This is a genomic window from Diaphorobacter sp. JS3050, from assembly GCF_013154915.1.
GTDB classification, from domain to species: Bacteria; Pseudomonadota; Gammaproteobacteria; order Burkholderiales; family Burkholderiaceae_C; genus Diaphorobacter; species Diaphorobacter nitroreducens.
Genome location: NZ_CP053553.1, coordinates 1 through 26,098, shown reverse-complemented (window position 1 = coordinate 26,098; position 26,098 = coordinate 1). Strand labels below are relative to the sequence as shown.

At 69.2% G+C, this 26,098-nt stretch carries 22 protein-coding genes; 5 read left to right on the top strand and 17 right to left on the bottom strand.

Features of this window, described 5'->3' with window-relative positions:
* Window positions 1-22: 22 nt before the first annotated feature.
* From HND92_RS00110 to HND92_RS00100, 3 genes are all read right to left on the bottom strand, one after another.
* On the bottom strand, window positions 23-3,709 hold the full coding sequence (locus tag HND92_RS00110; protein WP_172204948.1) for an EAL domain-containing protein: 3,687 nt from the start codon (window positions 3,707-3,709) through the stop codon (window positions 23-25).
* 241 nt (window positions 3,710-3,950) lie between these two features.
* On the bottom strand, window positions 3,951-5,051 hold the full coding sequence (locus tag HND92_RS00105) for a 3-deoxy-7-phosphoheptulonate synthase (protein WP_172204945.1): 1,101 nt from the start codon (window positions 5,049-5,051) through the stop codon (window positions 3,951-3,953).
* A gap of 126 nt (window positions 5,052-5,177) precedes the next feature.
* The gene (locus tag HND92_RS00100; RefSeq protein ID WP_012655137.1) at window positions 5,178-5,660 is read right to left on the bottom strand and encodes a C40 family peptidase; all 483 of its coding nucleotides are present in this window, start codon (window positions 5,658-5,660) and stop codon (window positions 5,178-5,180) included.
* 217 nt (window positions 5,661-5,877) lie between these two features.
* Here HND92_RS00100 and HND92_RS00095 point away from each other — a divergent pair, with 217 nt between their 5' ends.
* Together HND92_RS00095 and HND92_RS00090 are read left to right on the top strand one after the other, a co-directional pair.
* The gene (locus tag HND92_RS00095) at window positions 5,878-7,206 is read left to right on the top strand and encodes an aminotransferase class I/II-fold pyridoxal phosphate-dependent enzyme (protein WP_172204942.1); all 1,329 of its coding nucleotides are present in this window, start codon (window positions 5,878-5,880) and stop codon (window positions 7,204-7,206) included.
* 469 nt (window positions 7,207-7,675) lie between these two features.
* Complete coding sequence (locus HND92_RS00090; RefSeq protein ID WP_011803789.1) at window positions 7,676-8,902, top strand: IS110-like element ISAisp4 family transposase; 1,227 nt, start codon at window positions 7,676-7,678, stop codon at window positions 8,900-8,902.
* A 208-nt stretch (window positions 8,903-9,110) separates the two neighbouring features.
* Here the strand turns inward: HND92_RS00090 and HND92_RS00085 are convergent, their stop codons facing one another.
* The 4 genes from HND92_RS00085 to dinG form a co-directional block, all read right to left on the bottom strand.
* Window positions 9,111-9,617 (bottom strand): pyridoxamine 5'-phosphate oxidase family protein, encoded by a 507-nt coding sequence (locus tag HND92_RS00085; protein WP_011807235.1) that lies wholly within the window; start codon window positions 9,615-9,617, stop codon window positions 9,111-9,113.
* Between the two features lie 207 nt (window positions 9,618-9,824).
* The gene (locus HND92_RS00080) at window positions 9,825-10,481 is read right to left on the bottom strand and encodes a PolC-type DNA polymerase III (protein ID WP_172204939.1); all 657 of its coding nucleotides are present in this window, start codon (window positions 10,479-10,481) and stop codon (window positions 9,825-9,827) included.
* 145 nt (window positions 10,482-10,626) lie between these two features.
* The gene (locus HND92_RS00075; protein WP_011807233.1) at window positions 10,627-10,824 is read right to left on the bottom strand and encodes a hypothetical protein; all 198 of its coding nucleotides are present in this window, start codon (window positions 10,822-10,824) and stop codon (window positions 10,627-10,629) included.
* Between the two features lie 184 nt (window positions 10,825-11,008).
* The gene (gene dinG, locus HND92_RS00070; RefSeq protein ID WP_172204936.1) at window positions 11,009-13,198 is read right to left on the bottom strand and encodes an ATP-dependent DNA helicase DinG; all 2,190 of its coding nucleotides are present in this window, start codon (window positions 13,196-13,198) and stop codon (window positions 11,009-11,011) included.
* A gap of 249 nt (window positions 13,199-13,447) precedes the next feature.
* Here dinG and HND92_RS00065 point away from each other — a divergent pair, with 249 nt between their 5' ends.
* Entirely contained in the window at window positions 13,448-13,756 is a 309-nt protein-coding gene (locus HND92_RS00065) for a hypothetical protein (RefSeq protein WP_172204933.1), read from the top strand.
* 52 nt (window positions 13,757-13,808) lie between these two features.
* Here HND92_RS00065 and HND92_RS00060 read toward each other — a convergent pair whose 3' ends face one another.
* From HND92_RS00060 to HND92_RS00050, 3 genes are all read right to left on the bottom strand, one after another.
* Window positions 13,809-15,227: a homoserine dehydrogenase gene (locus HND92_RS00060; RefSeq protein ID WP_172204930.1), complete on the bottom strand. Its 1,419-nt coding sequence runs from the start codon at window positions 15,225-15,227 to the stop codon at window positions 13,809-13,811.
* A 353-nt stretch (window positions 15,228-15,580) separates the two neighbouring features.
* Window positions 15,581-17,176 (bottom strand): gamma-glutamyltransferase family protein, encoded by a 1,596-nt coding sequence (locus HND92_RS00055; RefSeq protein WP_172204927.1) that lies wholly within the window; start codon window positions 17,174-17,176, stop codon window positions 15,581-15,583.
* A 61-nt stretch (window positions 17,177-17,237) separates the two neighbouring features.
* Window positions 17,238-17,471, bottom strand: a complete 234-nt coding sequence (locus tag HND92_RS00050; protein ID WP_011807228.1) for an ATP-binding protein — start codon at window positions 17,469-17,471, stop codon at window positions 17,238-17,240.
* Window positions 17,472-17,511: 40 nt separating this feature from the next.
* Between HND92_RS00050 and HND92_RS00045 the strand changes: the two genes are divergently transcribed.
* Window positions 17,512-17,805, top strand: a complete 294-nt coding sequence (locus tag HND92_RS00045; RefSeq protein WP_172204924.1) for an acylphosphatase — start codon at window positions 17,512-17,514, stop codon at window positions 17,803-17,805.
* 87 nt (window positions 17,806-17,892) lie between these two features.
* Here HND92_RS00045 and HND92_RS00040 read toward each other — a convergent pair whose 3' ends face one another.
* The 4 genes from HND92_RS00040 to HND92_RS00025 all read right to left on the bottom strand — a co-directional run bounded on the left by HND92_RS00040 (window position 17,893) and on the right by HND92_RS00025 (window position 20,144).
* Window positions 17,893-18,657 carry a DUF72 domain-containing protein gene (locus tag HND92_RS00040; protein ID WP_172209106.1) on the bottom strand — a complete coding sequence of 255 codons (765 nt, stop codon included), beginning with the start codon at window positions 18,655-18,657 and terminating at the stop codon, window positions 17,893-17,895.
* 11 nt (window positions 18,658-18,668) lie between these two features.
* The gene (locus tag HND92_RS00035; protein ID WP_011807225.1) at window positions 18,669-19,106 is read right to left on the bottom strand and encodes an OsmC family protein; all 438 of its coding nucleotides are present in this window, start codon (window positions 19,104-19,106) and stop codon (window positions 18,669-18,671) included.
* A 106-nt stretch (window positions 19,107-19,212) separates the two neighbouring features.
* Complete coding sequence (locus HND92_RS00030) at window positions 19,213-19,626, bottom strand: YkgJ family cysteine cluster protein (RefSeq protein ID WP_012655127.1); 414 nt, start codon at window positions 19,624-19,626, stop codon at window positions 19,213-19,215.
* On the bottom strand, window positions 19,623-20,144 hold the full coding sequence (locus HND92_RS00025) for a GNAT family N-acetyltransferase (protein WP_011807223.1): 522 nt from the start codon (window positions 20,142-20,144) through the stop codon (window positions 19,623-19,625). The genes HND92_RS00030 and HND92_RS00025 overlap by 4 nt, the downstream gene beginning before the upstream one ends.
* 169 nt (window positions 20,145-20,313) lie before the next feature.
* Here HND92_RS00025 and HND92_RS00020 point away from each other — a divergent pair, with 169 nt between their 5' ends.
* Complete coding sequence (locus tag HND92_RS00020; RefSeq protein ID WP_047349214.1) at window positions 20,314-20,547, top strand: hypothetical protein; 234 nt, start codon at window positions 20,314-20,316, stop codon at window positions 20,545-20,547.
* 154 nt (window positions 20,548-20,701) lie between these two features.
* Here HND92_RS00020 and gyrB read toward each other — a convergent pair whose 3' ends face one another.
* The 3 genes from gyrB to dnaA all read right to left on the bottom strand — a co-directional run bounded on the left by gyrB (window position 20,702) and on the right by dnaA (window position 26,098).
* Window positions 20,702-23,308 (bottom strand): DNA topoisomerase (ATP-hydrolyzing) subunit B, encoded by a 2,607-nt coding sequence (gyrB, locus tag HND92_RS00015; protein ID WP_172204922.1) that lies wholly within the window; start codon window positions 23,306-23,308, stop codon window positions 20,702-20,704.
* Between the two features lie 117 nt (window positions 23,309-23,425).
* Window positions 23,426-24,532: a DNA polymerase III subunit beta gene (gene dnaN / locus HND92_RS00010; protein ID WP_123675434.1), complete on the bottom strand. Its 1,107-nt coding sequence runs from the start codon at window positions 24,530-24,532 to the stop codon at window positions 23,426-23,428.
* 144 nt (window positions 24,533-24,676) lie between these two features.
* A complete protein-coding gene (dnaA, locus tag HND92_RS00005) occupies window positions 24,677-26,098 on the bottom strand; it encodes a chromosomal replication initiator protein DnaA (protein WP_011807219.1) in 1,422 nt (473 codons plus the stop codon).

Below are 26,098 nucleotides of genomic sequence, written 5' to 3'. Positions count from 1 at the left end.
AAGCGTTACAGGCCAATTGGGCTTAAAGAGGCGGCGTGCGGGCTGCGGCGATGTGGTCGTGCAGCAATTGCTCCAGCAGGTCCAGCGGCAGCGGCCGGCTGAAAAAGTAACCCTGGTACACCGCGCAGCCGGCGTGCGCCAGCCAGTCGCGCTGCGCGCTGGTCTCCACGCCCTCGGCGATCACCTCCAGGCCCAGGCTGGCGGCCAGGCCGATGATGGTGCGCACGATGGCCGCGTCGTTGGGGTCCGTGAGCAGGTCGCGCACGAAGCTCTGGTCGATCTTGAGCTGCCCGAGCGGCATGCGCTTGAGGTAGGCCAGCGACGAGTAGCCGGTGCCGAAGTCGTCCAGCGAAAAGCCCACGCCCAGCGCGCGCAGCGCCGCCATGGTGGCAATGGTGGCGGCCAAGTCTTCCACCAGCAGGCTCTCGGTCAGTTCCAGCTTGAGCTGGGAGGCCGGCGCGCCGGTGGCGGCCAGCACGCCCGCCACGTCGTCCACGAAACCCGCATCGCGGAACTGGCGCGAGCTCACGTTCACTGCCATGGTCAGCGGCGCCAGCGCCGGCACCCGCTGCCAATCGGCCAGCACCGAGCACGCCGTGTGCAGCACCCAGTGCCCCAGCGGCAGCACCAGGCCGGTCTCCTCGGCCAGCGGAATGAACTGCCCGGGCGACACCATGCCGCGCCGCGGGTGCGCCCAGCGCAGCAACGCCTCCACGCCCACGATCGCGCCCCGCGCGTTGATCTGCGGCTGGTAGTGCAGCAGAAACTCTTTCTGCGCCAGCGCGTTGCGCAGGTCCGCCTCGAGCGAGGCACGCTCGGCCACGGCATGCTGCATGCTCGGGTTGAAAAAGCGCAGCGTGTTGCGTCCCGCGGTCTTGGCCTGGTACATCGCCAGGTCGGCCTGCTTGAGCAGTTCGCCCACCGTGGTGGGCGCGTGGTTGAACAGCGCGATGCCGATGCTGGGCGTGCTGCGGTACTGGTACCCGGTGAGCGCATAGGGGGCGCTGAGCACGGCGAGGATCTTCTCGCCCACGGCACCCGCCTGCTCCGCCAGCGTGTCGCTGTGCGCGCTGAGCTGCTCCACCAGCACCACGAATTCGTCGCCGCCCAGGCGCGCCACCGTGTCAGCGCTGCGCAAACAGGTGTTCAGCCGCTGCGCCACGATCTGCAGCAGCTCGTCCCCCTGGTCATGGCCCAGCGTGTCGTTGAGGGTCTTGAAGTTGTCCAGGTCGATGAACAGCAGCGCCCCGCCCTGCTCCAGGCGCTGCGCCTTGGCCAGGGCCTGGTCCACGCGGTCCAGCAGCTGCACGCGGTTGGGCAGGTGGGTGAGCGGGTCGAAGAAGGCCAGGCGCTGGATCTCGCGCTCCTGGTGCTTGCGCGTGCCGATGTCGGCGTTGATCGCGAGGACCGACTCGGGCTCGCCACGGTCGTTGCGCACCAGCGTCCAGCGGCCTTCGGCTTCGAGGGTGCGGCCCGCGCGGTCGCACTGCAGGATCTCGCCGCTCCACACGCCGTGCTGCATCACCTGCTGGGTGGCGCGCAGGAAGTCCTCCGGGTTCTGGTACAGCAGCGTGGCGATGGAGCGGCCGAGGACCTCCTCGCGCGACCAGCCGTACATGCGCTCTGCGCCCTCGTTCCAGAACGTGATGCGGTGCTCCAGGTCGCGCACGATGATGGCGTCGCGCGCCTTGTCCAGCAGCGATGCCTGCTGGCGGATGCGCTGGTCGTCCGTCTGGCGCTGCAGTTCCGCGGCCGCGCGCGCGGCGAAGATCTGCAGCGTGTTGCTGACGAAGCGGCTGCGCTCCAGCGCCTGGCGGAACACCACGAAGATCATGCCGATGGGCGTGCCGTCGCTGGCCGTGAGCTGCTGGCCCACGTAGCTGCGCGCGCCGGTGCGCGCGAGCACCGGCGCCCGCGGGAACCGCTCGCGCGCACGGTCGCGGATGACCAGCGAGCGCTGGGTCAGCAGCCGCTCGCTCGGCGTGCCTTCCAGTACGTACTCGGCATTGGGCTGGGCCACGCCATCGACCACGTGCGACAGCGCCACCGCCCGCCGCGCCTGCCCGGGGGCGGCCGGCAGGAAGCGGCCCACGCAGGCCACCTGGGCGCCCAGCGCCTCGGCCATGTGCTGCGCCAGATGGTCGAAGAACGCCGCGCCCACGCCGGCCGAGACGGCGGTGGCCACCTTGACCAACGTGGCCTGCAGGCGCTGCTGCTCCGCGCGGGCACGCAGGTTCTCGATGCCGAACGCCAGGTCGGCAGCCATGGCCTCCAGCAACTGCGTCTCCTGCACCCCCAGGTGCAGCACCTCGGGCGCATACAGGTACAGCAGGCCGAAGGTGCGCTCGGCGTTGCGCAGCGGCAGGCACACCACGGCGTGAAAGCCCAACTGGGCCATGCGGTCCGCCAGGTGGCTGAAAGCCGGGCTGTGGTGCACGTCGTGCACGATCACCGTGCGGCCGGTGCGCACGCACACGCCTGCCGGGCCGTTGCCGCCCGGCTCCTGCGCCGACCAGCTCAGGTGCAGGTGTTCGGTGTAGTCATGGGCTTGGGCGACGCCCGCGTGCGCCACGGGCTCGATGCGCCTGTGCGCATCGTCGCGCGCCATGCCCACCCAGCCCATGCGGTAGCCGCCGATCTCCACGGCCACGCTGCACACGGCGTGCAGCAGATCGGACTCGCTGGTGGCGCGCACCAGTGTCTCGCTGCAGGCGCCGCGCATGCGCTTGGCACGGTTGACGCGCGCCAGCTCGTCCTCGATACGGCAGCGCTCGGTCACGTCGCTGGCCAGCATCTGCCACGCCGGGCGCCCGCCGAAGTCCGTGTCGCCCACGACGACTTCCACGTCCAGGGCGGCGCCGTCCTTGCGTGCGTGGCGCCACAGCCGTGGTGCGGACGCGGGAGACCCGGGTGCATGGGCCTCGCGGCGCAGCATGTCGAGTGCGCAGGTGGCCGCGTCCTGGTTCTCCGCGGACCAGAGCGCGCGCAACTCCATGCCCAGCAGCTCCTGCTCCGCATGGCCGTAGTGGCGGACCATGGCGTGGTTCACCGCCAGCAGACGCAGGCTGTCGCGGTCGCAGACCCACATGGGCTGCGGATGTTCGGCAAAGAGCGTGCGGTACTGCTGCTCGGACGCACGCAGCTGCGCGTCCACGCGCCGCAACTGCAACATGGCGCCCAGCGACTCGGCCAGGATGCGCAGGTGCAGCAGATGCTGCGCCTCCAGCGCTGCGCCCTGGGGCACCCTCACCTGGAGCAGGCCCGCGAGCAGCGCGCCGCTGCCCAGCGGCATGCTGACCCGCCGGTGGGGGAGCTGCGCACTTCCCACATCCTGCGCGGGGGCGTCCGTGGCTGCCTGTAGGCCCGCGCGTGCGGCTTGCTCCATGCCCTGCCAGGATGCGCAGGCGTCCAGCGGCACGCGGGTGCCGATCGCCGGCAGGGGCGGCGCGCCCACGCTGGCGCGCACGGCCAGCGCATCGTTTTCGCGCAACGCGATCATTGCCCCGACCGCGCCCGTGATCGCGCAGGCGGCTTGGGCGGCCTGCGCCAGGACGTGCTCCAGGGGCAGCTGCAGGTCCGAGATCAGTTGCTGGAGCTGCAGCAGGAGCGCATGCGCCGCCGCCTCGTCGTGCGCCTGCACCGCTGCGGCCGGGCCTCCTGCCTCGGCCGGGTGGGCTGGTGGGGTTCCAGTGGGATCGCTGATAGGCATGGCGCGCTGCGTGTCATGCCCACGCGCGGCCGGGGTGGCGCTGCGGGAAGGAGCGAGAGGCGGCCCGGGCCATGGCGCGCATCAGGATCTGCCCAGGCTGGCGCCGGCCAAGGGGCTCGGCGGTGGCGCGGCGGGGTGTCGGAAGAACATGGCGGACGCTTGCGGCCCGAAAGGCGGGCGGATGTGACTGATGGTACATGGGCGCCCTCCTTCTTTTCGGCCGCGACGGCGCCGGAGCGTGTCAGCCGCGCGTGCGGCGTTCGCGCACGGCCGCAGCCAGCTGCTGCAGTACCGGCACGGTCTGTGCGAAGCTGATGCAGGCGTCGGTGACCGACACGCCGGGTGTGAGCGGCTGGCCGTCCACGATGTCCTGGCGGCCCTCCTGCAGGTGGCTCTCGATCATCACGCCGGTGATGCGTGCATCGCCCGCGGCGATCTGCTGGGCCACGTCCTGTGCCACGTCGATCTGGCGGCGGTGCTGCTTGCTGCTGTTGGCATGCGACAGGTCGATCATCACCTGCGGGCGCTGGCCGGCCTTCTCCAGCAGCGCGCAGGCGGCCTGCACGTCGGCCGCGCCGTAGTTCGGGGCCTTGCCGCCGCGCAGGATCACATGGCAGTCGTGGTTGCCGCGCGTCTCGAAGATCGCCGCCTGCCCCATCTTGGTCATACCCATGAAGGCATGCGGTGCCTGCGCGGCCTGGATGGCGTCGGCCGCCACCTTCACACCGCCATCCGTGCCGTTCTTGAAGCCCACGGGGCAGGACAGGCCGCTGGCCAGTTGCCGGTGGCTCTGGCTTTCGGTGGTGCGCGCGCCGATGGCGCCCCAGCTCACCAGGTCGCTGATGAACTGCGGCGACAGCAGGTCCAGGAATTCCGTGCCCACGGGCAGGCCCAGCGCCAGCACGTCCAGCAGCAATGCGCGGGCGCGCTCCAGGCCTTCGTTGATGGCGAAGCTGCCGTCCAGGTGCGGGTCGTTGATGTAGCCCTTCCAGCCCACGGTGGTGCGGGGCTTCTCGAAGTACACGCGCATCACGATGAGCAGGTCCTGCGCCAGCGCATCCGCCTGTTCCTTCAACAGGCGCGCGTACTCCATGGCCTGGTCATGGTCGTGGATGGAGCACGGCCCCACCACGACGATGAGGCGGTCGTCCTGCCCGTGCAGCACGCGCGAGATGGCCACGCGGCTGCTTTCCACCAGCGTCTGCGCCGCATCGGGCGCGGGCTGCCATTCCTGCAGCAGCGCGGGCGTGATGAGCGGGCGCACGGCTTTGATGCGCAGGTCGTCGATGCGCGTGGTGTCGTGGGTGGTGAGCGGGGATGCGAGGCGTTCGGTCAGGGTCATGGTGCCCCGATTGTCGCGCTACCTGCGTGAGAGCCTTCCAGGGAGTTCGGCGCCCTGCCCCGGCGGCAGGTGGCGGTGAAGGAAGGTAACACCGCCTGTGGCCGCCGCAAGCGGCGCCGTGGAAGTTCAGGGGCGCCGGAAGCTCGCGAACTGTTGCGACCAGTAGCGCGACTTCAGGTGGTCCAGGCGCACCGTGCCGCCGCTGGACGGCGCATGTACGAAGCGCCCCTCCCCCACGTAAATGCCGGCATGCGTGGGCCGGCCGCGGCCGAACACCACCAGGTCGCCCGTGCGCAGCTCGTCCGCGTCGATGGACTGGCCGAAGCCGCTCAACTGGGCCACCGTGCGCGGCGGGGCCACGCCCGCGCGGCTGGTGTACACGTAGCCGATGAGGCCGCTGCAGTCAAAGCCGCTGTCGGGCGTATTGCCGCCGTAGCGGTAGGGCGTGCCCACCAGTCCCAGGGCATGGATGGCGATGTCGCTCGACTGCTCGGGCGACAGGCGGGAATAGGCGGCGTTGCGCGAGGCAGAGGTGGGCGGCGTGGTGCCGCAGCCCACCACCAGCAGGCTGGCCGCGAGCGTCAGGACGGGAAGGGCAAAGGCGCGCATGGGGGTCAAGCGTAGCAGCCGCGGCGCGATGGCGCAGCCAACACCCCGCGCCCGAACGCGCTTTCTCCTACTTTTGCAACGTTTTTTGGGGTCATTTTTTGCACTTTTCTCGGGGCGCCTCGCCGTGGGTGCATGCGCGAAGGGTGTGGGGCGCGATTGCAGCGACTGAGCCGTGCAGTACAAAAATTTGTACTAGTACAAACAATACAATGTGTGCATGCCATCGTTGTCTGTAGAAGGAAGCAATGCCAAAGACATTGCGGCAAGCCTTGAATATGCCATGCGCCGCGGCGCTCTGCCAAGCGGCGCCGCCCTGCCCTCGGTGCGCCATCTGGCCGCAGAACTGGGGGTGAATCCCAACACCGTCGCCGCCGCCTATGCGCGGTTGCGCAGCGCGGGCCGCGTGGTCACTGCGGGGCGCCGCGGCACCCGCGTATCGGGCGAGCCGCCCCGCCCTGCCCCTTCGTTCGCTCCGCCCGAGGGCCTGCGCGACCTGGCCAGCGGCCAGCCCGATCCTGCGCTGCTGCCGCGTCCCCGCGGCGCGGCCTGGGCCGCTGCGCTGGGGCAGCCGGCAGCGGTGCCGCATGCGCCGCAAGCGGTTGCGGAGGCGCTGCTGTCGCAGGCGCGCCCCTGGCTGGAGAGCCAGGGCCTGCCTGGCGATGCCGTGGGGGTCTTCTCGGGTGCGCTGGATGCGATCGAGCGCGCCCTGCGCCAGCATGCGCGCCCCGGCGACCGCGTGGCGGTGGAAGACCCGGGCTGGCCACCGCTGCTGGCGCTGCTGCACAGCCTGCGCCTGCAGCCCGTACCTCTGGCCGTGGACGCGCAGGGGCTGTGCGTGCCGGCAGCGGGCGTGTTGGCGCAGTGCTGCGCCGTGGTGGTTACGCCGCGCGCGCACAACCCCACGGGCGTGGCCCTGGGTGCGGCCCGGTGGAAGGCGCTGCGCCGCCAATTGCGGGCCCATCCGCACACGCTGCTGATCCTGGATGACCATTGGGGCCTGCTGAGCCACGCCCCCCTGGCGATGGCCGGGGCCCTGCCGCCGCTGTGGCTGCATGTGCTGAGTGTGAGCAAGGCGTTGGGCGCAGACTGCCGCGTGGCCCTGGCCGCGGGCACGCCGGCGCTGGTGCAGGGCATGTGCGCACACCAGGCGCTGGGGCCGCGCTGGGTCAGCCACTGGTTGCAGGGGCTGGTGGCGCAGCTGTGGCGGCAGGCGGCGCAGGGACGTGCGCGGGGCTCATGGCGCCATGCCGCGGCCCAGTACGCGGCCCGCCGCGCGGCGCTGGCGGACGCGCTGCGCGGCCACGGGGTGGCGGCGCCCTGGCTGGAAGGCGAGGGCCTGCACGCCTGGGTTCCCGTGTCCGACGAAGCCGCGGCGGTGCAGGCCCTGGCGGCCGCGGGCTGGGCGGTGCAGGTGGGCGCGCCGCTGCGGCTGCACAGCGGGCCGGGTGTGCGCATCAGCCTGGGCGCCGTGGGCGTGCGCGATATGGGCCGGCTGGCGCGCGACCTGGCAGGGGCGCTGCGGCCTGCGGTCCGGGCGGTGTTTTAACGAACGCGAGCGCGCCGCGAATACGGCAGCGCTCCCGTGCTGCACGCCGCCCGTGGGGGGGAATATTGTCAACGTCCGCTTCTTGAAATCTCGCTTCTTGCGGAGGGAGGCGGTCCTTGGAACTGCCGCCACGTGGTCTGTGGTTGGCCTCTCTGCGGGCGACGAGCTAACTGTCATGACCCTTGCGGTTCACCCTGGATGATGGAAGACACTGGGGGCGTGCGGGCCAGCGCGGGTAGAGGTCGGTCAATTCTTTGATGGCACTCGACCGCGATCGCTAACTTGACCCGCTGCCGACCACTCGTACCCAGGATTGCCTGCGGGCGTTGCCCAGACCCAGCCGGGTCAGAGCGCGCCTGACAGCCCACATTAAAGAGAGCCGCCGGGCTTGCCCGGCAGGCCGTTGGTCGGCGGCACCTTGGCTGGTCCGCACGCTTGTGATTGTCATTCAAGCTGCAGGAGAGCCGCAATGGATTTGACCCCGATGCACAAGCGCGTCATTGCGCTGGACGTTCACCAGGCCAAGATCACGGCCTGCGCCGTTGTCGAACATGACGATGGCCGGGTAGAGGTCACCAAGCGAGACTTCGGCGCCTTCAAACGCGACCGCCGCGCCTTGGCGCAGTGGGCGCTGGAGATGGCCCCTGAGGTCGTGGTGATGGAGAGCACAGGGGTGTATTGGAAAAGCCCGTTTGCGGCGCTGGAGGCGGTGGGCCTTATTGCTTGGGTGGTCAACGCGCGGCATGTCAAGGCTGTGCCCGGTCGCAAGACCGACATGGCCGATGCACAGTGGCTGGCCACGCTGGCGCGTGCGGGTTTGCTGCGCGCCTCGTTCATTCCACCGGTGCAGATGCGCCAGCTTCGCCTGGTAGCGCGCCAGCGGCAAAAGCTGGTGGGCATGTGCAGCGCCGAGAAGAACCGGCTGCACAAGGTGCTGGTGGACGCGGGCATTCGCATCAACGTGCTGGTGGCCGACATCCACGGACAGAGCGCGCGTGCCATGGTCAAAGCCCTGATCGAGGGACAGCCCATGCACGAGGTGCTGAACCACAAGGGGCGGCTGCGAGCGAGCAGGCAAGAACTGTGCGAGGCCCTGAGCACCGAGCAGTTCAGCGCAGTGCACCGCTTTGTGGCCCAGGAGATCGTGCAGCACATTGAGCAGATCGAGCAGCGCATCGCCCGCATGGACCAGTACCTGCTGCAGGGCCTGCAACCCTGGCAGCCACAGCTCAGGCTGCTGCAGACCCTGCCGGGCATCGACGAGCAGGGGGCGGCCATGCTGCTGGTGGAGATTGGTGCGGACATGAGCGTGTTTGGCAGTGCAGAGCGCCTGGCCAGTTGGGTGGGCATCTGCCCAGGCAACAACGAGAGCGCGGGCAAGCGCAAAACCGGGCGCATCCGCAAGGGCAACGCCTGGGTCAGAAGGCTGCTGTGCGAGTTCGCCCAGGCTGCAGCACGAACGCGCTGCGCACTCAAGGCCAAGTTCGACGCGCTGACCATCCGAAAGGGCCACAAGAAGTCAGTGGTGGCGCTGGCCCACAAGATGCTGCGCACCATCTACGCCATGCTCAGCAACGCAAGCCACTACCAGGACAAGGAGGTCGATTACGAGGCGCTGAACGTTCAGCGCAACGCGCCGCGCTGGATCAAAATGCTGCGCAAGCACGGCTTCATCGCCACGCCCGCTGCCGCCTGAGACGCGCTTGCCCGCTGACCATCGGCCTTGGCCAGCCTCAGGTCAGGTGTCGGCACGTCCGGTGGCGGGTGTCTTCCACATTAAGGGTTAAGGGCTACCTGTGTCGGGGCACGCCGCGGCTTGCGGCGCCCGCTCTCCGCTCCAGCAACGCGCGCTGCAGGGCAGACGCTCCTCGCGCAAACTGCCCCCGCGCGGGTTGGGCGCGCCGTCAATCCAGCGACAGCTCGCGGTGCTCGCCCAGCGGCTTGGGCTGCTCGCCGGTCAACGCGGCGGTGGCCAGTTGGTAGAGCTGGGAGAGCTTGCTGTCCTTCACGTCCCAGTATTCCGCATGCTCGATGCGGACGGCCAGCAGCACCAAGTTGGGGTCTGTGGGACCGTCGGGGAACCAGGCCTTGGCCAGCGGCGTCCACAATGCTTCCTTGCGCGCGGGGTCCTCGATGAAACCGGCCGTGCCCGACAGCGACACGTAGCAGTCTTCGCCCGGGTCGGCGTAGCTCAAATGCACCTGGCTGTCGGCCTGCAGGCGGCTGTGCAACTCGCTGCCGCGCGGGATGAAGAAGAACAGCTGGGACTGCGCATCGATGTCCTTGTTGAGCGTGGTCAGCGGGTGGGCATGCAGCCGGCCGTCGGCTGCGCGGTGGGCGAGCATGGCAAAGCGGATGTCCTTGATGCGGTTCCACAGCGTGGCGTGGGGGGAATCGTCGGGCATGGACATGGGAGAACCTCCGTGGGATGTAGGTAGGACGCAACGGCGCGGTGCGTCACGCACGCGCCGGGACGGGCATGCAACGCACTGTAGGGTGCGCTCGGGGTGCGCGGCGTCGGCCCCGGTCACGCCTGGATGTGCGCGCAATCCGACGCGCGGTATGAGTGGGAGAAGGATGAAAAATGCCCTGTAGCGCCCGCAACAAGGGCGGGGCAGCTACCCCATTTGCAACGCCGTTGGCGGCTGTTCGGCTGGCGCGGCCTGGCGGTGGTGCTGCAGCAGCTTGCCGATGGCAGGGCGTGCGCAGCGCTGCAACTGCATCAGCAGCGCGTGGTCCGGCCAGGCCAGGCCGAAGCGTTGGCACAGGTCGCTCTGCATACAGGCCAGCAGCGCAGCGGCCATTTCCGCATCGGCCAGCGCGCGGTGGGCGCGGCCGGCGCGCGGCAGGCCGAGGTGGTCTGTGAGGCGGCCCAGGCTGTGGCTGGGCGCATCGGGGTACACGCGGCGCGACAGCAGCACGGTGCAGGCGAACGGATGGGGCGCGGCGAGCCCGGCGTACTGCAATTCGGCCTGCCAGAACTTGCGGTCGAATGCCGCGTTGTGGGCCACCATGGGCGCGTCGCCCACGAAGCGCGCGGCCTCGCGCATGACTGCGGCGGCATCGGGGGCGGCCTCCACCATGGCATTCGTGATGCCGGTGAGCTGCGTGATGAAGGGCGGAATCCGCACGCCCGTGCGCATCAGGCTCTGGTAGCGGTCCACCACGCGGTCGCCTTCCATGAGCACGATGGCCACCTCGGTGGCGCGTGCACCCTGGGCAGGCATCATGCCGGTGGTTTCGAAATCGATGACGGCGATGGGGGCGGACGGCATGCGGGACGGCAGGAAACCGGCCCCGCGCACCCCGTGCGATAGGCACGGGCCACCGGCACCGGTGCGTAATCGTAGCCGCCACGCACGAAGCGCCGCCGCCCCCAAAAGTGCGGATGCCGGGCCACGCGGGCCCCGCAGGCCGGGCTCAGCCCGCGCCGCCCTGGTTCTTGCTGCCGCGGCGCGACTGCGCCTGGTTGCCGCTGCCCACCTGGTCCGTGCGGTCGCTGCGGCTGTCGGGCGTGCGACGCGCCTGGTTCAGGGCCGTGGGGGGCTGGTGCCCCTGCTGGTTGTGGTCGTTGGCCACCTTGTCGGTGGCGCCCGAGTTGTCGTTGGTGCGCTTCATGGCGGGCCTTTCAGAGATCGGTCCAGTCCACTCTAGGCAGCACGGCAGAGCGCGGGCGTCGGCGATGGGCCTGCCCGCCTGTGGGACGCGGCCCGACAGGCGATGCGGGAAGGGGTTAATGGTCCAATCGGGCTCCAGCGCTTATCCAGCAAGCGCCGACAGCTATATCCATAGGAGCAATCGGTCACCCTGCGGCCCGGCGCGCCAGCGTGAACGGCGGCAAGCCCTGCAGCAGCCGCTGGCCGTAGCCGGTGCGCACCAGGCGCTTGTCGTAGCAATACACGTGGGCGCGGTCTTCCTCGGTGCGGATGGCGCGGCCCACCCACTGCGCCAGGCGGATGGCGGTGGCCGGCACCACCAATTCGCTGAACGGGTCGCGCCCGGCGCCGCGCAGCCATTCGGCGCGGGCCTCGCCCACGGGGTCGTCGGGCGGGGCGAAGGGCAGCTTGGTGATGAAGAGCGATTCGCACAGCCTGCCGGGCAGGTCCAGCCCCTCGCCGAAGGATTGCATGCCGAAGATGATGGAGGGCTGGCCTTCGGCCACGCGCTCGCGGTGGCGCGCCAGCAGCTGTGGGCGGGGCAGGGTGTTCTGCACCAGCACGGCGCTGCGCATGGCGGTGGGCAGCATGTCCACGGCCTGGCGCATCTGCTCGCGCGAGGTGAACAGCACCAGCGCGCCAGCCTCGACCAGGGCCAGGTCGGACAGCAGCGCGTCCACCATCTCGGCGGTGAAGGCCTGCGCATCGCGCGGCTCGGCGCGGGTCTCGGTGGCCACCAGCGTGCCCTGCAGCGCGTAGTCGAACGGGCTGGGCACGGCCAGCGTGGTCACGGCTTCGTCGCCGAACAGGCCCGACTCGCGCAGGAAGAAGTCGAACTGCCCGCAACTGGTGAGCGTGGCCGAGGTCAGCACCGCGCCGCGCACGGCGGACCACAGGTGGTTGCGCAACGTATTGCCCGGCAGCACGGGGCTGGCATGCGCGCGCACGACGATGAAGTCGCCCTCGACCTCCAGCGTGAACCACTTGGCGGCCGGCACCGCGCCCTCGGGCGCGTCCTGCAGCAGCAGCTGGGCGCCCGCGTGCACGGCCTCCAGCCGCGGCGCCAGCACGCCGATCTGCGCATACAGCTGCGACAGGCGCCGCGCCTCGTCGGGCTTGTCGCGCATTTCGCTGCGCAGGGCCTTGGAAATGGCGCGCAGGGCGTTCAGGAAGCCCTCGGCGTGGTGCGCGGCCTGGCTGAAGGGCTCCACCAACGCTTCGGGCAGCACACCGCCGGCCACGCGGGCGCGCGTGGGCAGGCTGGATGCGAACTGGCGGCGCCCCGGCACGGGCGCACGCAGTTGCTCGCCATACACGTCCATCACCAGGCGCGCGGCATCCTGCAGCGCGGCGCGCAGGCGCGCGGCGTGGTTGGGAATGTCGGCAATTTCCTCGACCTCCACCAACTGGCCGATGCGCAGCGCGCGGCTGGCCAGGCGGTCGATCCAGGTCAGGCGCGAGAGGTCGGCCTCGCAGGCGAACTGGTCGAGCGCGGTGGCGGGCAGGTGGTGGGCCTCGTCGATCACCAGCAGGCAGTTGTCCAGCTCGGGCAGCAGACGCGCGCCCAGGGACGACAGCAGCAGGTCGTGGTTGGCCACGATGACCTGCGCGGCCACGAGCTGCTTGCGCCGCTCGTAGTAGGTGCACTGGTTGAACACCGGGCAGTGCTTGCCGGTGCAGGAACTGGCCTCGGCCGCCACGGGACTCCAGGCCTCGGGCTCGGGCGGCGTAGCGAGCGTGTCGCGGTCGCCGTCCCATTCGCTGGTCGCCAGCGCGTCGGCCATGCTGGCGTAGAACTTCATGCGCGCCTCGGACTCGTGGCGCGGGCGCTTGCCGCGCTGCTCGGCCTCCTCGTCGGCGAACAGGTCGTCGTCGGGCAGGTCGCCGTCACCGCCCGGGCCGGCCGCGCCGCCGCCGGCCAGGCGCTCCAGCTTGAGCTTGCACACATAGCGCCCGCGTCCCTTGGCCAGCGCGAACTGGAAGGGTTGCTCCATGCGCGCGGCCAGGGCCGGCAGATCCTTGTGCACCAGTTGCTCCTGCAGCGCCACGGTGGCGGTGGAGATCAGCACCCGCGTGCCGCGCGCCATCGCGATCGCGATCGCGGGCACGCTGTAGGCCAGCGACTTGCCCACGCCCGTGCCGGCCTGCACCACGGCAATCGCGCGCTGGGGCAGGGCATCGTCGTCCTCCAGCTTGCCCAGCTGCGCCTGGCTGAAGGTCTGGGCCACCTGCTCGGCCATGCGCCGCTGGCCCTCGCGCACGCGAAAGCCGGCCGTGGACTGGACCACCGCCTCGAACGATTGCAGGGCCTGGGCGGCCCACTCTGTGGAAGACATGGAAGGGGAGATCAGGCGCGGGGCCGGCTTTGCGGGGCGTGCCACTGTAAATGCATCCAGGCATGTTAGCCGAAGCGGGTTGGGCACTGCTCAGGGCCGGCTATACACCCCTGGCCGTGCCCCCCAGGTGATGCGTGGTCGCCCGTGCGCCCAACGCTGATGCCGTCGTCCGCTCCCGGCCTACGCGGAACCGGGCGGGGTCTGCCTAGCATGGGGCGATCTGCCTTGCAGGCAAACGAGAGGTTCCCCATGCCATCCCATCGCGATACCCCGTCCCCTTCCAATGCCCCGGGCGCCGCGCCGCCGTCGCCGGGCGAGCACACCGATGTCCACGAACAGGGCGTGGACCTGCAGACCCCGCCCCAGCAGGAACGCGCCGCCGGCACCCCCGCCGCGCCCAAGCTGCCGCACGAGCGGGACCAGTCCGTCACCATGACCGGCGGCGAGCGCCATCCCGAGGTCGAGCAAGCCCACCGCGACATGGAACGCGGCCTGCAAGACACCGACCGTGGGCCGCCCGCCGACCGCACCTATCGCAAGCTCAAGGACTCGAAATAGCTATTAAAAACGTAGCTGTCAGCGCTTGATGGTAAAGCGCTAGAACCTGTTTTTATTGTTCATCCGTGGGAGCGCTGCACAGCTCCACGCGCAGCCGCCGCACCTGCGCACCCGTGTACGCCTGCAAATGCGCCGTGGCCTGTGCGGCCAGCGCATCGGGCGTCGGCGCGGTGAGCAGCAGCAACTCGGGCGCTCCGCCCGGGGTGACGGGTGCCGCCCACGTGCGGCGCCGCACCGTGACGCCATCGCGCGCCAGCGCCCGTAGCACTGCCGCCTCGCACAGGGCCGCACCGGGCAGCAGGCGCAGCAGGTGCGGCGTCTTCACTGGGGCCATCGGCAGTACGGCGGGGGCGTTGCCCGCGCGGCGGTGGGTGCCCAGTGTGGGCACGCCAGGGCCCGTGGGTGCCGGGGAAGAAACGGCCGGCAGGCGCGCCAGGTCGATCAGGTCCGCCAGCACGGCGCTCGCCGTGGGCTCGCTGCCGGCGCCCGCGCCGCTGAAAAAGGCGCTGCCGGCCGCGTCGCCGTGCACCAGCAGCCCGTTGGTCGCGCCGTCCAGCAGCGCCAGCGGGTGCCGCGCGGGCACCAGGGCCGGGTGCACGCGCAGCTGGATGGCCACGCGGCCCTCGCACTCCTGCTGCTCGGCCACGGCCAGCAGCTTGACGGCGTAGCCCAGATGCGCGGCGGCGGCCACGTCGCCCCGCTGCAGGTCGCGGATGCCCTCGACATGCACGGCGTCCAGCCGCACCGGCATGCCGAACGCGTTGGCGGCCAGCAGCGCCAGCTTGTGCGCGGCGTCGGTGCCGTCCACGTCGAAGGCCGGATCGGCCTCGGCATAGCCCAGTGCCTGGGCTTCGGTGAGCGCGGCGGCAAAGCCGAGGCCCGCCGCCTGCATGCGCGTGAGGATGTAGTTGCTGGTGCCGTTGAGCACGCCTGCCAGCGCGGTGATGCGGTTGGCCGCCAGCCCTTCGCGCAGCGCCTTGATCACGGGCACGCTGCCGGCCACGGCCGCTTCATAGGCCAGCACCCGGCCGTGGCGCGCGGCAGTCTGCGCCAGCGCCTCGCCGTGCGTGGCCAGCAGGGCCTTGTTGGCGGTCACCACATGCTTGCCATGCACCAGCGCGGCCTGCACCCAGTCGCGTGCGGCGCCGGTGCCGCCGGCCAGCTCCAGCACCACGTCCACACCGGGGTCGGCGGCCAGTTGCAGCGGGTCGGCCAGCAGGCGCACGCCGGGCGCGCCGTCCAGCGCCGCAGCGGCACGCGCGGTGTTGCGCGCGGCGACCGCGACGATCTCGATGGCGCGCCCGGCGCGTGCGTTGATGAGGTCCTGGTTGCGCCGCAGCACCCGCCACACGCCGCTGCCCACGGTGCCGGTGCCGATCATGCCCACGCGCAGGGCAGGGGGCGGGGCCGGGGCGCGGCGCGCACTGGCGTGCACCTCGGGTGAGGGGCTGAGCTGGGGTTCTACGAACATGTCTTTCTCCAAACACGGGCTGCAAAAGCCCACAAAAAAACCCAGCGGCCGGGGCTGGGTTTCGTTCGGAGGGGGAAGAAGACACCAGGGGGCCGCCGGTGCGGCCACCCTGCGCGTGCGCTAGGTCGCCGCGGTGGTCATGGTAGTAATCATTCGTGCGTTCACGCCCGATGCGCAGGCCCGCGCCGCGCCGGTGGCGGGGGTGCGTGGGTCAGAGCAAAGCAGTGTGAACAGCATGCGTGCAGTGTAGCGCAGGTGACGGTGCGGCGTGCTTTGCTCTTGATTAGATAGCTGCTAACGCTTGATGGATAAGCGCTAGAGGCGGTTTTGGTTTGAATGCCTCGGGATGGGAATCAGCAGCCCACGGCCTGGCCGTCGCGCCGGTGGTCGGAGCCCGCGGCGTAGGCGAAGCCGGTGCCGGGCGTGGCCTCCAGCCGGCGGATGATCTGTGCGCTGCCGAATTCCAGGCTGCCGGGCGCGGCCACCTGCGGGTCGTGGCCCAGTGCGCGCAGGCCCTCGACCACGTCGGCGGGCACGGTGTGCTCCAGCGTCAGCGCGCCCGCGTCGTTGATGCGCCAGCGCGGCGCGTCGGAGCAGGCCTGGGGGTTCAGGCCCTCCACGGCCTCGCGCAGCACCATCTGCACATGGCCCTGGGCCTGCATGTTGCCGCCCATCACGCCAAAGGCCATGTGGGGCTGGCCGCCGCGCGTGACGAAGGCGGGAATGATGCTGTGCATGGGCCGCTTGCCGCCCGCCACCTGGTTGGGGTGGCCCGGCGTGGTGACGAAGCCCATGCCGCGGTTGTGCAGCGCGATGCCCGTGCCCGGCACCACCACGCCCGAGCCGAAGCCCTTGAAGTTGGACTGGATGAACGACACCATGCGCCCCTCGCTGTCGGCCGTGCACAGGTACACCGTGCCGCCGCTGCCGGGCTGGCCGGCGGGGTACTGGCCGGCGCGCTGCGGGTCGATGAGCGCGGCGCGCTGGCGCAGGTAGGCCGGGTCCAGCAGCTGCGCGGAGGTGAGGCGCATGTGGTCCGGGTCGGCCACGTGGGCGTACAGGTCGGCAAAGGCCACGCGCATGGCCTCGATCTCCAGGTGCATGCGCGCGGCCGAGCCCGCTGCGGTGCTGCGGTAGGGCAGATGCTCCAGCAGGCCCAGCGCCATCAGCGCGGCGATGCCCTGGCCGTTGGGCGGGATCTCATGCACCGTGCGGTCGCCAAAGGGCACGCTGATGGGCTGCACCCATTCCACGGCGTGCGCGGCCAGGTCCTCCAGCGCCAGGCCGGCGCCGTGCTGGCGCGCGTAGTCGGCCATGGCCTGCGCCAGCCGGCCGCGGTAGAACGACGCGCCGCGCGTGCGTGCGATGTCCGCCAGCGTGTCCGCCTGGTCGGCAAAGCGCCAGATCTCGCCCGCCTGCGGCGCGCGCCCGCCGGGTGTGAAGGCCTCGAAGCCCGGCTGGCCCTTGAGGTCGATGGCCGCCTGCGCCCACTGGCGCGCGATCACCGGGCTGACGGGAAAGCCGTCGCGCGCGTGGCGGATGGCGTCGTTGAACAGGTCTTCGAAGGGCAGGGCGCCAAAGCGCTCGGACAGTGCCACCCAGCCCGCCACGCCGCCGGGCGTGGTCACCGTGTCCCAGCCGATGCGCGGCATTTGCGGCAGGTGGGCAAAGAGCTCGGCCGACCAGGCGCGCGGCGCGCGGCCCGAGGCGTTCAGCCCGTGCAGCGCGGCGCCGTCCCACACCAGCGCGAAGGCGTCGCCGCCAATCCCGTTCATCACCGGCTCCACCACCGTGAGCGTGATGGCCGCGGCCAGGGCCGCGTCGATCGCATTGCCGCCGCGCGCAAACGCCGCCGCGCCGGCCTGCGCGGCCAGCGGCTGGGAGGTGGAGACCACGTTGCGCGCCAGCACGGGTTGGCGGCCGGAGGGGTAGGGGAGTTGCCAAGTCATGGAAGCCGATCTGGAAGGGGAAGGAATGCCGGGTCGATTGTGCCGCCGTGAAGGCGCCGCCCTACTGCGTGGAATTGCGCACCATGCGGATCGCATCGAACGGGCAGCGCAGCGCACACAGCGCGCAGCCGGTGCAACCCGGCGCGTCATGCAGCACCGAGCGTTTGGGGCCGAAGCGCTCCGGTCCCTGCACCTGCAGCGACAGCACATGCGGCGGGCACACGCCCACGCACCAGCCGCAGCCGGTGCAGCGCTGCGGGTCGATCGCGGGCAGGGCCTTGCGCGGGGCGGTCATCGGCGCAGCATGCCACGGCGGGCGCTACAGTGCGGGGCTTATGGCTGAATCCGCTGTTTCCATCACCCGCCACCTGCGCATCCACGGCCTGGTGCAGGGCGTGTACTACCGCAAATCCATGACCGAAGCCGCGCGCCGCCTGGGCGTGCAGGGCTGGGTGCGCAACCGCCAGGACGGCACCGTGGAGGCGCTGGCCAGCGGCGCTGCGCCGGCCGTGCAGGCGCTGATCGACTGGGCCCGCGAGGGTCCGCCCGCCGCGCGGGTGGAGCGTGTGGAGGTGGGAGAGGCGCCCGCCTGCGACGCCCAAGGGTTTGAGCAGCGCCAGACGGTTTAAGCCAAATCGGCCTCTAGCGCTTATCCAGCAAGCGCTAGCAGCTATGAAAACAGGAGCTTGCCGGCGGCGGCCGTTCCCGACTGGGCGTCAGGCGAGCTGCCGCAGCAATTCCAGCGCGCCGGCCGGTGCCCGCTCCTTGGCGCCGTTGATGAAGTACACGAATACGTCGCGCGGCCGCTCGCCGCCGGTCCAGGCGCGCACACCGGCGGCCCATTGCGCGATGGCCTCGGGCGTGTAGCCGGTGGGAATACCGGCCTGGCTGCGCATCAGCCGAAGGTAGGCAAAGTCGGCCTCGGCGTCGGCCATCGCGGGGAATTTCTCGGAGTCCGTGCACACCGGCACGCAGCCGTAGCGGCGTGCCAGGGCGATGAAGGCCGGCGTGGCAAAGCTCTCGTGCCGCACGTCCAGCGCATGGCGCAGGCGGCGCCCATCCACTTCGCGCGGCAGCAGCGCCAGGAAGGCCTCGAAGTCCGCTTCCTCGAACCGCTTGCTGGGCATGAACTGCCAGACGATGGGGCCGAGCTTGCCCTGCAGCTGCGCAATGCCGCTGCCCACGAAGCGCGCGATCGCATCACCCGCCGTGGCCAGCACCCGCCGGTGCGTCACCAGCCGGTGGGCCTTGAGCGAGAACATGAAGCCGTCGGGCGTTTCGTCGTGCCACTTGGCGAAGGTGGCGGGCCGGAAGGTGCTGTAGAACGTGCCGTTGACCTCGATGGCCGTGAGCTGGCGGCTGGCGTAATGCAGTTCCTTGGCCTGCGCCAGGCCCGGCGGGTAGAAACTGCCGCGCCAGGGCGCGAAGGTCCAGCCGCCGATGCCGACGCGGATGTGCGGGCGGCCGGTGGCGGTGTCCACGGCAGCGCCGCTCACTGCACCAGCGTGGCGCTGAGCGTGATCTCCGGCACCGCGGCCAGCGCCTTGGACAAGGGGCAGTTGGCCTTGGCGTCGGCGGCCAGCTTCTGGAAGGTGGCCTCGTCCATACCCGGCACCTTGGCCTTCAGCGTGAGCGCGATGCGGTCGATGAGAAAACCCTCGCCCTGCTGGGTCAGACGCACGCTGGCCGTGGTGTCGACGCGCTCGGTGGCGAAGCCGGCCTTGTCCGCCGCGAACGAGAAGGCCATCGTGAAGCAGGCGGCATGCGCCGCGCCCAGGATTTCCTCGGGATTGGTGCCCTTGCGGTCGTCGCCAAAGCGGCTGGCAAAGCCATAGGGGTACTTCTGCAGCGCTTCGGTCTCGGTGCTGATCTGGCCCTGGCCGGCCTTGCCGCCGCCTTCCCAGTGAACGCTGGCCTTCTTCTCGGACATGGGAACCTCCACAGTGTGCAAAGACGCCCATCACACCACGCCGCGCGCGCGGCGCAGGTGGGCGGCCGCTGGCTTGCGGCGTGGGCCGCGTCCTACAGCGTGGTGGTCAGCCGCGGCGCTGCCGCTCGCGCGCGCCGTAGGCGCAGTAGCCGGGCTTGGGGCTTTTCTTCTGTGGATGCAGGCGGCAGGTCTCGGGCCGCTGCTCGTACACCGTACACAGGCGCGTGGCGGCGTCCAGGAACTGGCAGTCGCCGTTGGCGCGCCGCGCCAGGGTGAAGAGGGTGTTCTTGTGGTTGAAGTGGTCGATCAGCCGCGCCTTCTGCAGCCGTTTGGCGATGTGGCGGGGCTCTTCATGCTCGGCCTCGAAGGCGTCCACCAGGCCCAGGCGCACCAGGTCGGACAGCTGCACCTCCAGCGGCATGGTGCAGCAGTTGGCCGCGCAGCTCTCGCACAGGCCCGCGCGGTAGCGGGTCCAGGTGTCGACGCGGTCCACGTCGACGATGGCGATGGGGGATCTCATGGCGCGGGCGTGCAGGGCTGCGGGGCCAGCGGCCGGGCCTGCGCCGCCAGCGCGTGCAGCTCGTCGCCCGTGAGGCGGTAGCGGATCCATTCGCTCTGCGGGCGCGCGCCCAGGCTGTCGTACAGCGCGATGGAGGGTGTGTTCCAGTCCAGCACGCTCCACTCGAAGCGCCCGCAGTCGTGGTCCACGGCGATGCGGGCCAGTTGCCGCAGCAGCGCCATGCCTGCGCCCTTGCCGCGGTGCTCTGGCGAGACGTACAGGTCTTCCAGGTACAGGCCGTGGCGGCCCTGCCAGGTGGAGTAGTTGAAGAAGTACACCGCGAAGCCCACGGCGGTGCCGCCGGCCTCGCAGATCAGGCCGTGCACCTTGGGGTTGGCGCAGAACAGCGTGCGGTGCACGTGCGCGGGCGTGGCCAGCGCCTCATGCTCCGCTTTTTCATAGATCGCCAGTTCCCGCACGAAGTGCAGGATCAGATCGGTGTCGTCAATGGTGGCGGGGCGGATGGTCAAGACGGTCATAACTGCCAACGGCTTTGGTGCAGTAGAAGTTCATTAAAAACGCAATGGTGTGAAGGGCTGCAACCGATGCATTGCTGCCGGTTGCTTTTTGATAGCCATGACCTGCCATGCAGCGGTGGTGTTCTTCACGGTAGACAATAACAACTCAAGCGCTGAAATTCCTCAAAAAATGATCGATTGGGTCCCTGTAGTCTTCATCACGTTCAAGGTGCTCGTCTTCGGCACGTGCATGTTCTTTGCCATCAAATGGCATTACGACCAGGGGAACAAGGGAACGGACAGGCGCGCGCTGCTGCGCACGAGCGGCAAGGTCGTTGCCGTTTTCATGCTGGCGCTGCTGGCGGTGTTGCTCTTCACCTTCGGCCTTTCCAGGATGCTCGGTATGGATTTGCGCCTTCCGTGACGGCAACGACTGGCACGGCAGCCGGGATTGCCTTGCGGGGTGATCGATAAAAACGTTTTGTCTCCAGCGATGAAAAAGCCATGGATGTTGGTCCATGGCTTTTTCTCACTGACGGCGCCCCAATCGTCGGGGGATGGGCCCTTTACAGCAACGATCAGACGTCGATGTTGCCCGCGCGCAGCGCGTTGGTCTCGATGAAGTCGCGGCGCGGCTCAACCTCGTCGCCCATGAGCATGGTGAACACGCGATCGGCCTCGATGGCGTCGTCGATCTGCACGCGCAGCAGGCGGCGCACCTCGGGGTCCATGGTGGTTTCCCACAGCTGCTCGGGGTTCATCTCGCCCAGGCCCTTGTAGCGCTGGCGGCTGGTGGTGCGCTCGGCTTCGCTGATCAGCCAGGCCATGGCCTGGCGGAAGTCGCCCACCTTTTCCTCCTTGGCCTTCTCGCCCTCGCCACGCGTGACCTTGGCGCCTTCCTGGATCAGCCCGCGGAAGCTCTCGGCGGCCTGGGCCAGGGCGGCGTAGTCGTCGCCGGCCACGAAGTCCTGCGTGATCAGGCTGCTCTTGATGTTGCCATGGTGGTGGCGGCTGATGCGCAGGATGGGCTTGTCGGTGCGCGGGTCGATCTCGCCCGCCACATCGGCGGGCACGCCGTTGGTGTTGAGTTCGCGCAGCTTGGCCTGCAGCTGCACGGCACTGGCCTCGGCGTCCTGCAGGGTGTCCAGGTTGAAGACCACGCCGTCGGCCACGGCGCGCAGCGCCTCGGCATCCATGAAGGCGGACAGGCGCGCGATCACCTGCTCGGCATGCTGGTGCGTGCGCGCCAGCTGGGCCAGTTCGTCGCCGGCCAGCGTGCGGGGCTGGTCGCCGCCGGTGGTGATGCTGGCGTGGTTCAGCGCCACGCGCAGCAGGAAGGTGTCCAGCGCCGCGGCGTCTTTCAGGTACAGCTCTTCCTTGCCGTTCTTCACCTTGTACAGCGGCGGCTGGGCGATGTAGATGTGGCCGCGCTCCACCAGCTCGGGCATCTGGCGGTAGAAGAAGGTCAACAGCAGCGTGCGGATGTGGGCGCCGTCCACGTCCGCGTCGGTCATGATGATGATGCGGTGGTAACGCAGCTTGGCCACGTCGAAGTCGTCAGCGCCGCTCTTGCCCGATTCCACGGCGGCCTTGCCGATGCCGGTGCCCAGGGCGGTGATGAGGGTGACGATTTCGTTGCTGGACAGCAGCTTCTCGTAGCGCGCCTTCTCCACGTTCAGGATCTTGCCGCGCAGCGGCAGGATGGCCTGGAACTTGCGGTCGCGCCCTTGCTTGGCGGAGCCGCCGGCGGAGTCGCCCTCGACGATGTAGATCTCGCACAGCGCCGGGTCTTTTTCCTGGCAGTCGGCCAGCTTGCCGGGCAGGCCCATGCCGTCCAGCACGCCTTTGCGGCGTGTCATCTCGCGTGCCTTGCGCGCGGCCTCGCGGGCGCGGGCGGCCTCGACGATCTTGCCGCAGAGGATCTTCGCGTCGTTCGGTTTTTCTTCCAGATAGTCGGTGAGCGCCTTGGCGACGATGTCCTCGACCGGCGCGCGCACTTCGGAGCTGACCAGCTTGTCCTTGGTCTGGCTGCTGAACTTGGGTTCGGGCACCTTCACGCTCAGTACGCAGCACAGGCCTTCGCGCATGTCGTCGCCGCTGACCTCGACCTTGGCCTTCTTGGCCAGCTCGTTCTGCTCGATGTACTTGCCGATCACGCGCGTCATCGCCGCGCGCAGGCCGGTCAGGTGCGTGCCGCCATCACGCTGCGGGATGTTGTTGGTGAAACAGAGGACTTGCTCGTTGTAGCCGTCGTTCCACTGCATGGCTACTTCGACGCCAATCTCGGTGCCGGGGATGCCGCCGTAGGTCTCGGCCGGGCGCGCGCCCGTGGCGTGGAAGGCCGTGGGATGCAGCACCTTCTTGGTGCCGTTGATGAATTCCACAAAGCCCTTGACGCCACCGGCGCCCGAGAAGTCGTCTTCCTTCCCGGTGCGCTCGTCGATCAGGCGGATGCGCACGCCGTTGTTCAGGAAGGACAGTTCGCGCAGGCGCTTGGCCAGGATCTCGTAATGGAAGTCGCTGTTCTCCTTGAAGATTTCGGTGTCGGGCAGAAAGCGCACCTCAGTGCCGCGCTTTTCCGAGGGGCCGATGACCTTCATGGGCGAGACCTCGAAGCCATCCACGATCTCGATGAGACGGTTCTGCACCACGCCCTTGGAGAACTCCAGCTGGTGCGTCTGCCCATCGCGGCGCACGGTGAGGCGCAGCTTCTTGGACAGCGCGTTCACGCAGGACACGCCCACGCCGTGCAGGCCGCCCGAGACCTTGTAGCTGTTCTGGTTGAACTTGCCGCCGGCGTGCAGCTCGGTCAGGGCGATCTCGGCGGCCGAGCGCTTGGGCTCGTGCTTGTCGTCCATCTTCACGCCGGTGGGAATGCCGCGGCCGTTGTCCACCACGCTGATGGAGTTGTCGGTGTGGATGGTGACGACGATGTCGTCGCAGTGGCCGGCCAGGGCCTCGTCGATGGAGTTGTCCACCACCTCGAAGACCAGGTGGTGCAGGCCGGTGCCGTCGGACGTATCGCCGATGTACATGCCCGGGCGCTTGCGCACGGCCTCCAGGCCCTCCAGGATCTGGATGGCGCCCTCGCCGTAGCCGTCGCTGCCGGCGACCGATGCGACGGGCTGCTCGGCCGGGGCGGAAATGGGCTGTTCGGGGGCGGGCTGCGATTGCTCTGCGGTCATGAAAGGGCTGCCTTCGGTCCAGGCGCACCGGCACGGCGTGCCGGCGGCCTTATAGGAATCAAATGTGCCGCTAGCGCCCATCCATCAAGCGCTAACAGCTATCAAAATAATAGTATGTCAGATGCGCATGGGCATCACGACGTACTTGAAATGCTCGTTGTCGGGGATGGTCATCAACGCGGAGCTGTTGCCGTCGGCCAGGTCGACCTTCACCATGTCCTGGCCCATGTTGGCCAGGGCGTCGATGAGGTAGCTGACGTTGAAGCCGATCTCGATGGCGTCGCCGCCGTAGTCGATGTCCAACTCGTCCACCGCCTCTTCCTGCTCGGCGTTGTTCGACGCCACACGCAGCAGGCCGGGTTCAATGTTCAGGCGCACGCCCTTGAACTTGTCGCTGGTCATGATGGCCGTGCGCTGCAGGCTGGCCAGCAGCGGGGCGCGGCCCAGGGTCACGCTGTTGTGGTGGTTCTTGGGAATCACGCGGTTGTAGTCGGGGAACTTGCCCTCCACCAGCTTGGTGACGAACTCCATGCCGCCGAAGCTGAACTTGGCCTGGTTGTTGGCGAACTGCATCTCGATGGCGCCGTCGGCATCCGACAGCAGACGCTGCAGCTCCAGCACGGTCTTGCGCGGCAGGATGACCTCCTGCTTGGGCACCTCCACGTCCAGCTGCGCGCTGGCGAACGCCAGGCGGTGGCCGTCGGTGGCGACCAGCGAGAGCGTCGTACCCTCGGCCACGAACAGGATGCCGTTCAGGTAGTAGCGGATGTCCTGCACCGCCATGGCGAACGACACCTGCCCCAGCAGGCTCTTCAGGACCTTCTGCGGCACGCTGAAGGCGGGGCCGAAGCTGGCGGCTTCCTGCACCAGCGGGAAGTCCTCGGCCGGCAGCGTCTGCAGCGTGAATCGGCTCTTGCCGCCCTTCAGGATCAGCTTGGACTGGCTGGACTCCAGGCTCACCGTCTGGTCGGAGGGCATGGTCTTCAGGATGTCGATGAGCTTGCGTGCACCCACCGTGGTGGTGAAGTCGCCCGTGTCGCCGCCCAGCTCGGCCGTGGTGCGGATCTGGATCTCCAGGTCGCTGGTGGTGAGCTGGATGGCATTGCCCGTCTTGCGCAGCAGCACGTTGGCCAGGATGGGCAGCGTGTGGCGGCGCTCGACGATGCCGGCAACCGATTGCAGAACGGCGAGAACCTTGTCTTGTGTGGCCTTCAGGACAATCATGTCGTCAACCTTTGGTGGTTTTTGGGGATAGGTGCGCAGACGGCGGCATGGGCAGTGCCCCCTCCCGGGCCGTCCAACGCGCCATTTTGCCCGCGAACGGGCGTGCTTTTGCGGGGGGCGGTCCTTTTCGCTCCATGGGGTGCGTCAACCCTTCAGCGTCTGCTCCAGCACGTGCAGCTGCTGGTTGAGTTCGGTGAGCTGCTGGCGTTCGGCGCCAATCTTGCGCACCGCGTGCAGCACCGTGGTGTGGTCGCGCCCGCCGAACAGCTCGCCGATCTCGGGCAGGCTCTTTTGCGTGAGCTCCTTGGCCAGGTACATGGCGATCTGCCGCGGGCGGGCGATGCTGGCCGGGCGCTTCTTGCTGTACATGTCCGCGACCTTGATCTTGTAATAGTCGGCCACGGTCTTCTGGATGTTTTCCACCGAGATCTGCCGGTTTTGGATCGACAGCAGGTCGCGCAGCGCCTCGCGCGCGAGTTGGATGGAAACTTCCTTCTGGTTGAAGCGGCTGTAGGCCAGGATCTTGCGCAGCGCGCCTTCGAGTTCGCGCACGTTGGAGCGCACATTCTTGGCCACGAAGAAGGCCACCTCTTCGGGCATCTCCGACCCTTCGGCGCGCGCCTTGTTGATCAGGATGGCCACGCGCATTTCCAGCTCGGGCGGCTCGATCGCCACCGTCAGCCCAGAGTCGAAGCGCGAGACCAGCCGCTCGTGGATGTTGGCCAGACCCTTGGGATAGGTGTCCGAGGTCATCACGATGTGGCTCTTCTTGGCCAGCAGCGCCTCGAAGGCGTTGAAAAATTCTTCCTGCGTGCGGTCCTTGTTGGCAAAGAATTGCACGTCGTCGATCAACAGCAGATCGAGCGAGTGGTAGCGCTCCTTGAAGTCGTCGAAGGTACGGCGCTGGTATGACTTGACCACATCCGAGACGAACTGCTCCGCATGGATGTAGAGAACCTTGGCGTCGGGACGGTCCTGCAGCAGCTTGTTGCCCACGGCATGCACCAGGTGGGTCTTGCCCAAGCCCACGCCGCCATAGATGAACAGCGGGTTGTACAGGTGACCGGGCGAGCCGGCCACGTGCATCGCCGCCGAGCGCGCCATGCGGTTGGCCGTGCCCTCCACCAACGTCTCGAAGGTCAACGCCGGGTTCAGGCGCGTGCGGAAGGCGCCGGCAGGCGCCTCGTCGGCCGTGGGGTGGGCGGACGGTGCATCGCCGGTGGCGGGGGTGTCTGGCGCCGTGGGACGGACGTAAGTCCTGACAACGGATTCCCGCTGAGCAAGCGCTAACTCCAGGGTGACCGGTTGGCCGTACAGACCTTCGAGCAAGGCCGAGATGCGGCCGGCATACTGCGCGCGGATCCAGTCGAGCTTGAAGCGGTTGGCCACCAGCAGGGTGACCTTGGAAAAATCGGGGGCGACCTGGGCCACCAGGGGCTTGATCCAGGTGTTGAACTGCTGTTCCGGGAGGTCCTGTGCCAGTTGCTCGGCACAGGCCTGCCACAGACCCTGGCCGGCGCTGGCGCCGTCGCTGTCGTGGCTGGAGGAGTGAAGTCCCTCGTTCAT

Coding starts and splice junctions, on each gene's coding strand:
- HND92_RS00020 (WP_047349214.1), top strand. CDS start 20,314: ATGATCGATTGGGTCCCTGTAGTCTTCATCACGTTCAAGGTGCTCGTC.
- dnaN (WP_123675434.1), bottom strand. CDS start 24,532: ATGATTGTCCTGAAGGCCACACAAGACAAGGTTCTCGCCGTTCTGCAA.
- HND92_RS00030 (WP_012655127.1), bottom strand. CDS start 19,626: ATGAGATCCCCCATCGCCATCGTCGACGTGGACCGCGTCGACACCTGG.
- gyrB (WP_172204922.1), bottom strand. CDS start 23,308: ATGACCGCAGAGCAATCGCAGCCCGCCCCCGAACAGCCCATTTCCGCC.
- HND92_RS00025 (WP_011807223.1), bottom strand. CDS start 20,144: ATGACCGTCTTGACCATCCGCCCCGCCACCATTGACGACACCGATCTG.
- HND92_RS00095 (WP_172204942.1), top strand. CDS start 5,878: ATGCCATCGTTGTCTGTAGAAGGAAGCAATGCCAAAGACATTGCGGCA.
- HND92_RS00045 (WP_172204924.1), top strand. CDS start 17,512: ATGGCTGAATCCGCTGTTTCCATCACCCGCCACCTGCGCATCCACGGC.
- HND92_RS00060 (WP_172204930.1), bottom strand. CDS start 15,227: ATGTTCGTAGAACCCCAGCTCAGCCCCTCACCCGAGGTGCACGCCAGT.
- dinG (WP_172204936.1), bottom strand. CDS start 13,198: ATGTCTTCCACAGAGTGGGCCGCCCAGGCCCTGCAATCGTTCGAGGCG.
- HND92_RS00100 (WP_012655137.1), bottom strand. CDS start 5,660: ATGCGCGCCTTTGCCCTTCCCGTCCTGACGCTCGCGGCCAGCCTGCTG.
- HND92_RS00050 (WP_011807228.1), bottom strand. CDS start 17,471: ATGACCGCCCCGCGCAAGGCCCTGCCCGCGATCGACCCGCAGCGCTGC.
- HND92_RS00080 (WP_172204939.1), bottom strand. CDS start 10,481: ATGCCGTCCGCCCCCATCGCCGTCATCGATTTCGAAACCACCGGCATG.
- dnaA (WP_011807219.1), bottom strand. CDS start 26,098: ATGAACGAGGGACTTCACTCCTCCAGCCACGACAGCGACGGCGCCAGC.
- HND92_RS00090 (WP_011803789.1), top strand. CDS start 7,676: ATGGATTTGACCCCGATGCACAAGCGCGTCATTGCGCTGGACGTTCAC.
- HND92_RS00035 (WP_011807225.1), bottom strand. CDS start 19,106: ATGTCCGAGAAGAAGGCCAGCGTTCACTGGGAAGGCGGCGGCAAGGCC.
- HND92_RS00065 (WP_172204933.1), top strand. CDS start 13,448: ATGCCATCCCATCGCGATACCCCGTCCCCTTCCAATGCCCCGGGCGCC.
- HND92_RS00110 (WP_172204948.1), bottom strand. CDS start 3,709: ATGCCTATCAGCGATCCCACTGGAACCCCACCAGCCCACCCGGCCGAG.
- HND92_RS00055 (WP_172204927.1), bottom strand. CDS start 17,176: ATGACTTGGCAACTCCCCTACCCCTCCGGCCGCCAACCCGTGCTGGCG.
- HND92_RS00075 (WP_011807233.1), bottom strand. CDS start 10,824: ATGAAGCGCACCAACGACAACTCGGGCGCCACCGACAAGGTGGCCAAC.
- HND92_RS00085 (WP_011807235.1), bottom strand. CDS start 9,617: ATGTCCATGCCCGACGATTCCCCCCACGCCACGCTGTGGAACCGCATC.
- HND92_RS00105 (WP_172204945.1), bottom strand. CDS start 5,051: ATGACCCTGACCGAACGCCTCGCATCCCCGCTCACCACCCACGACACC.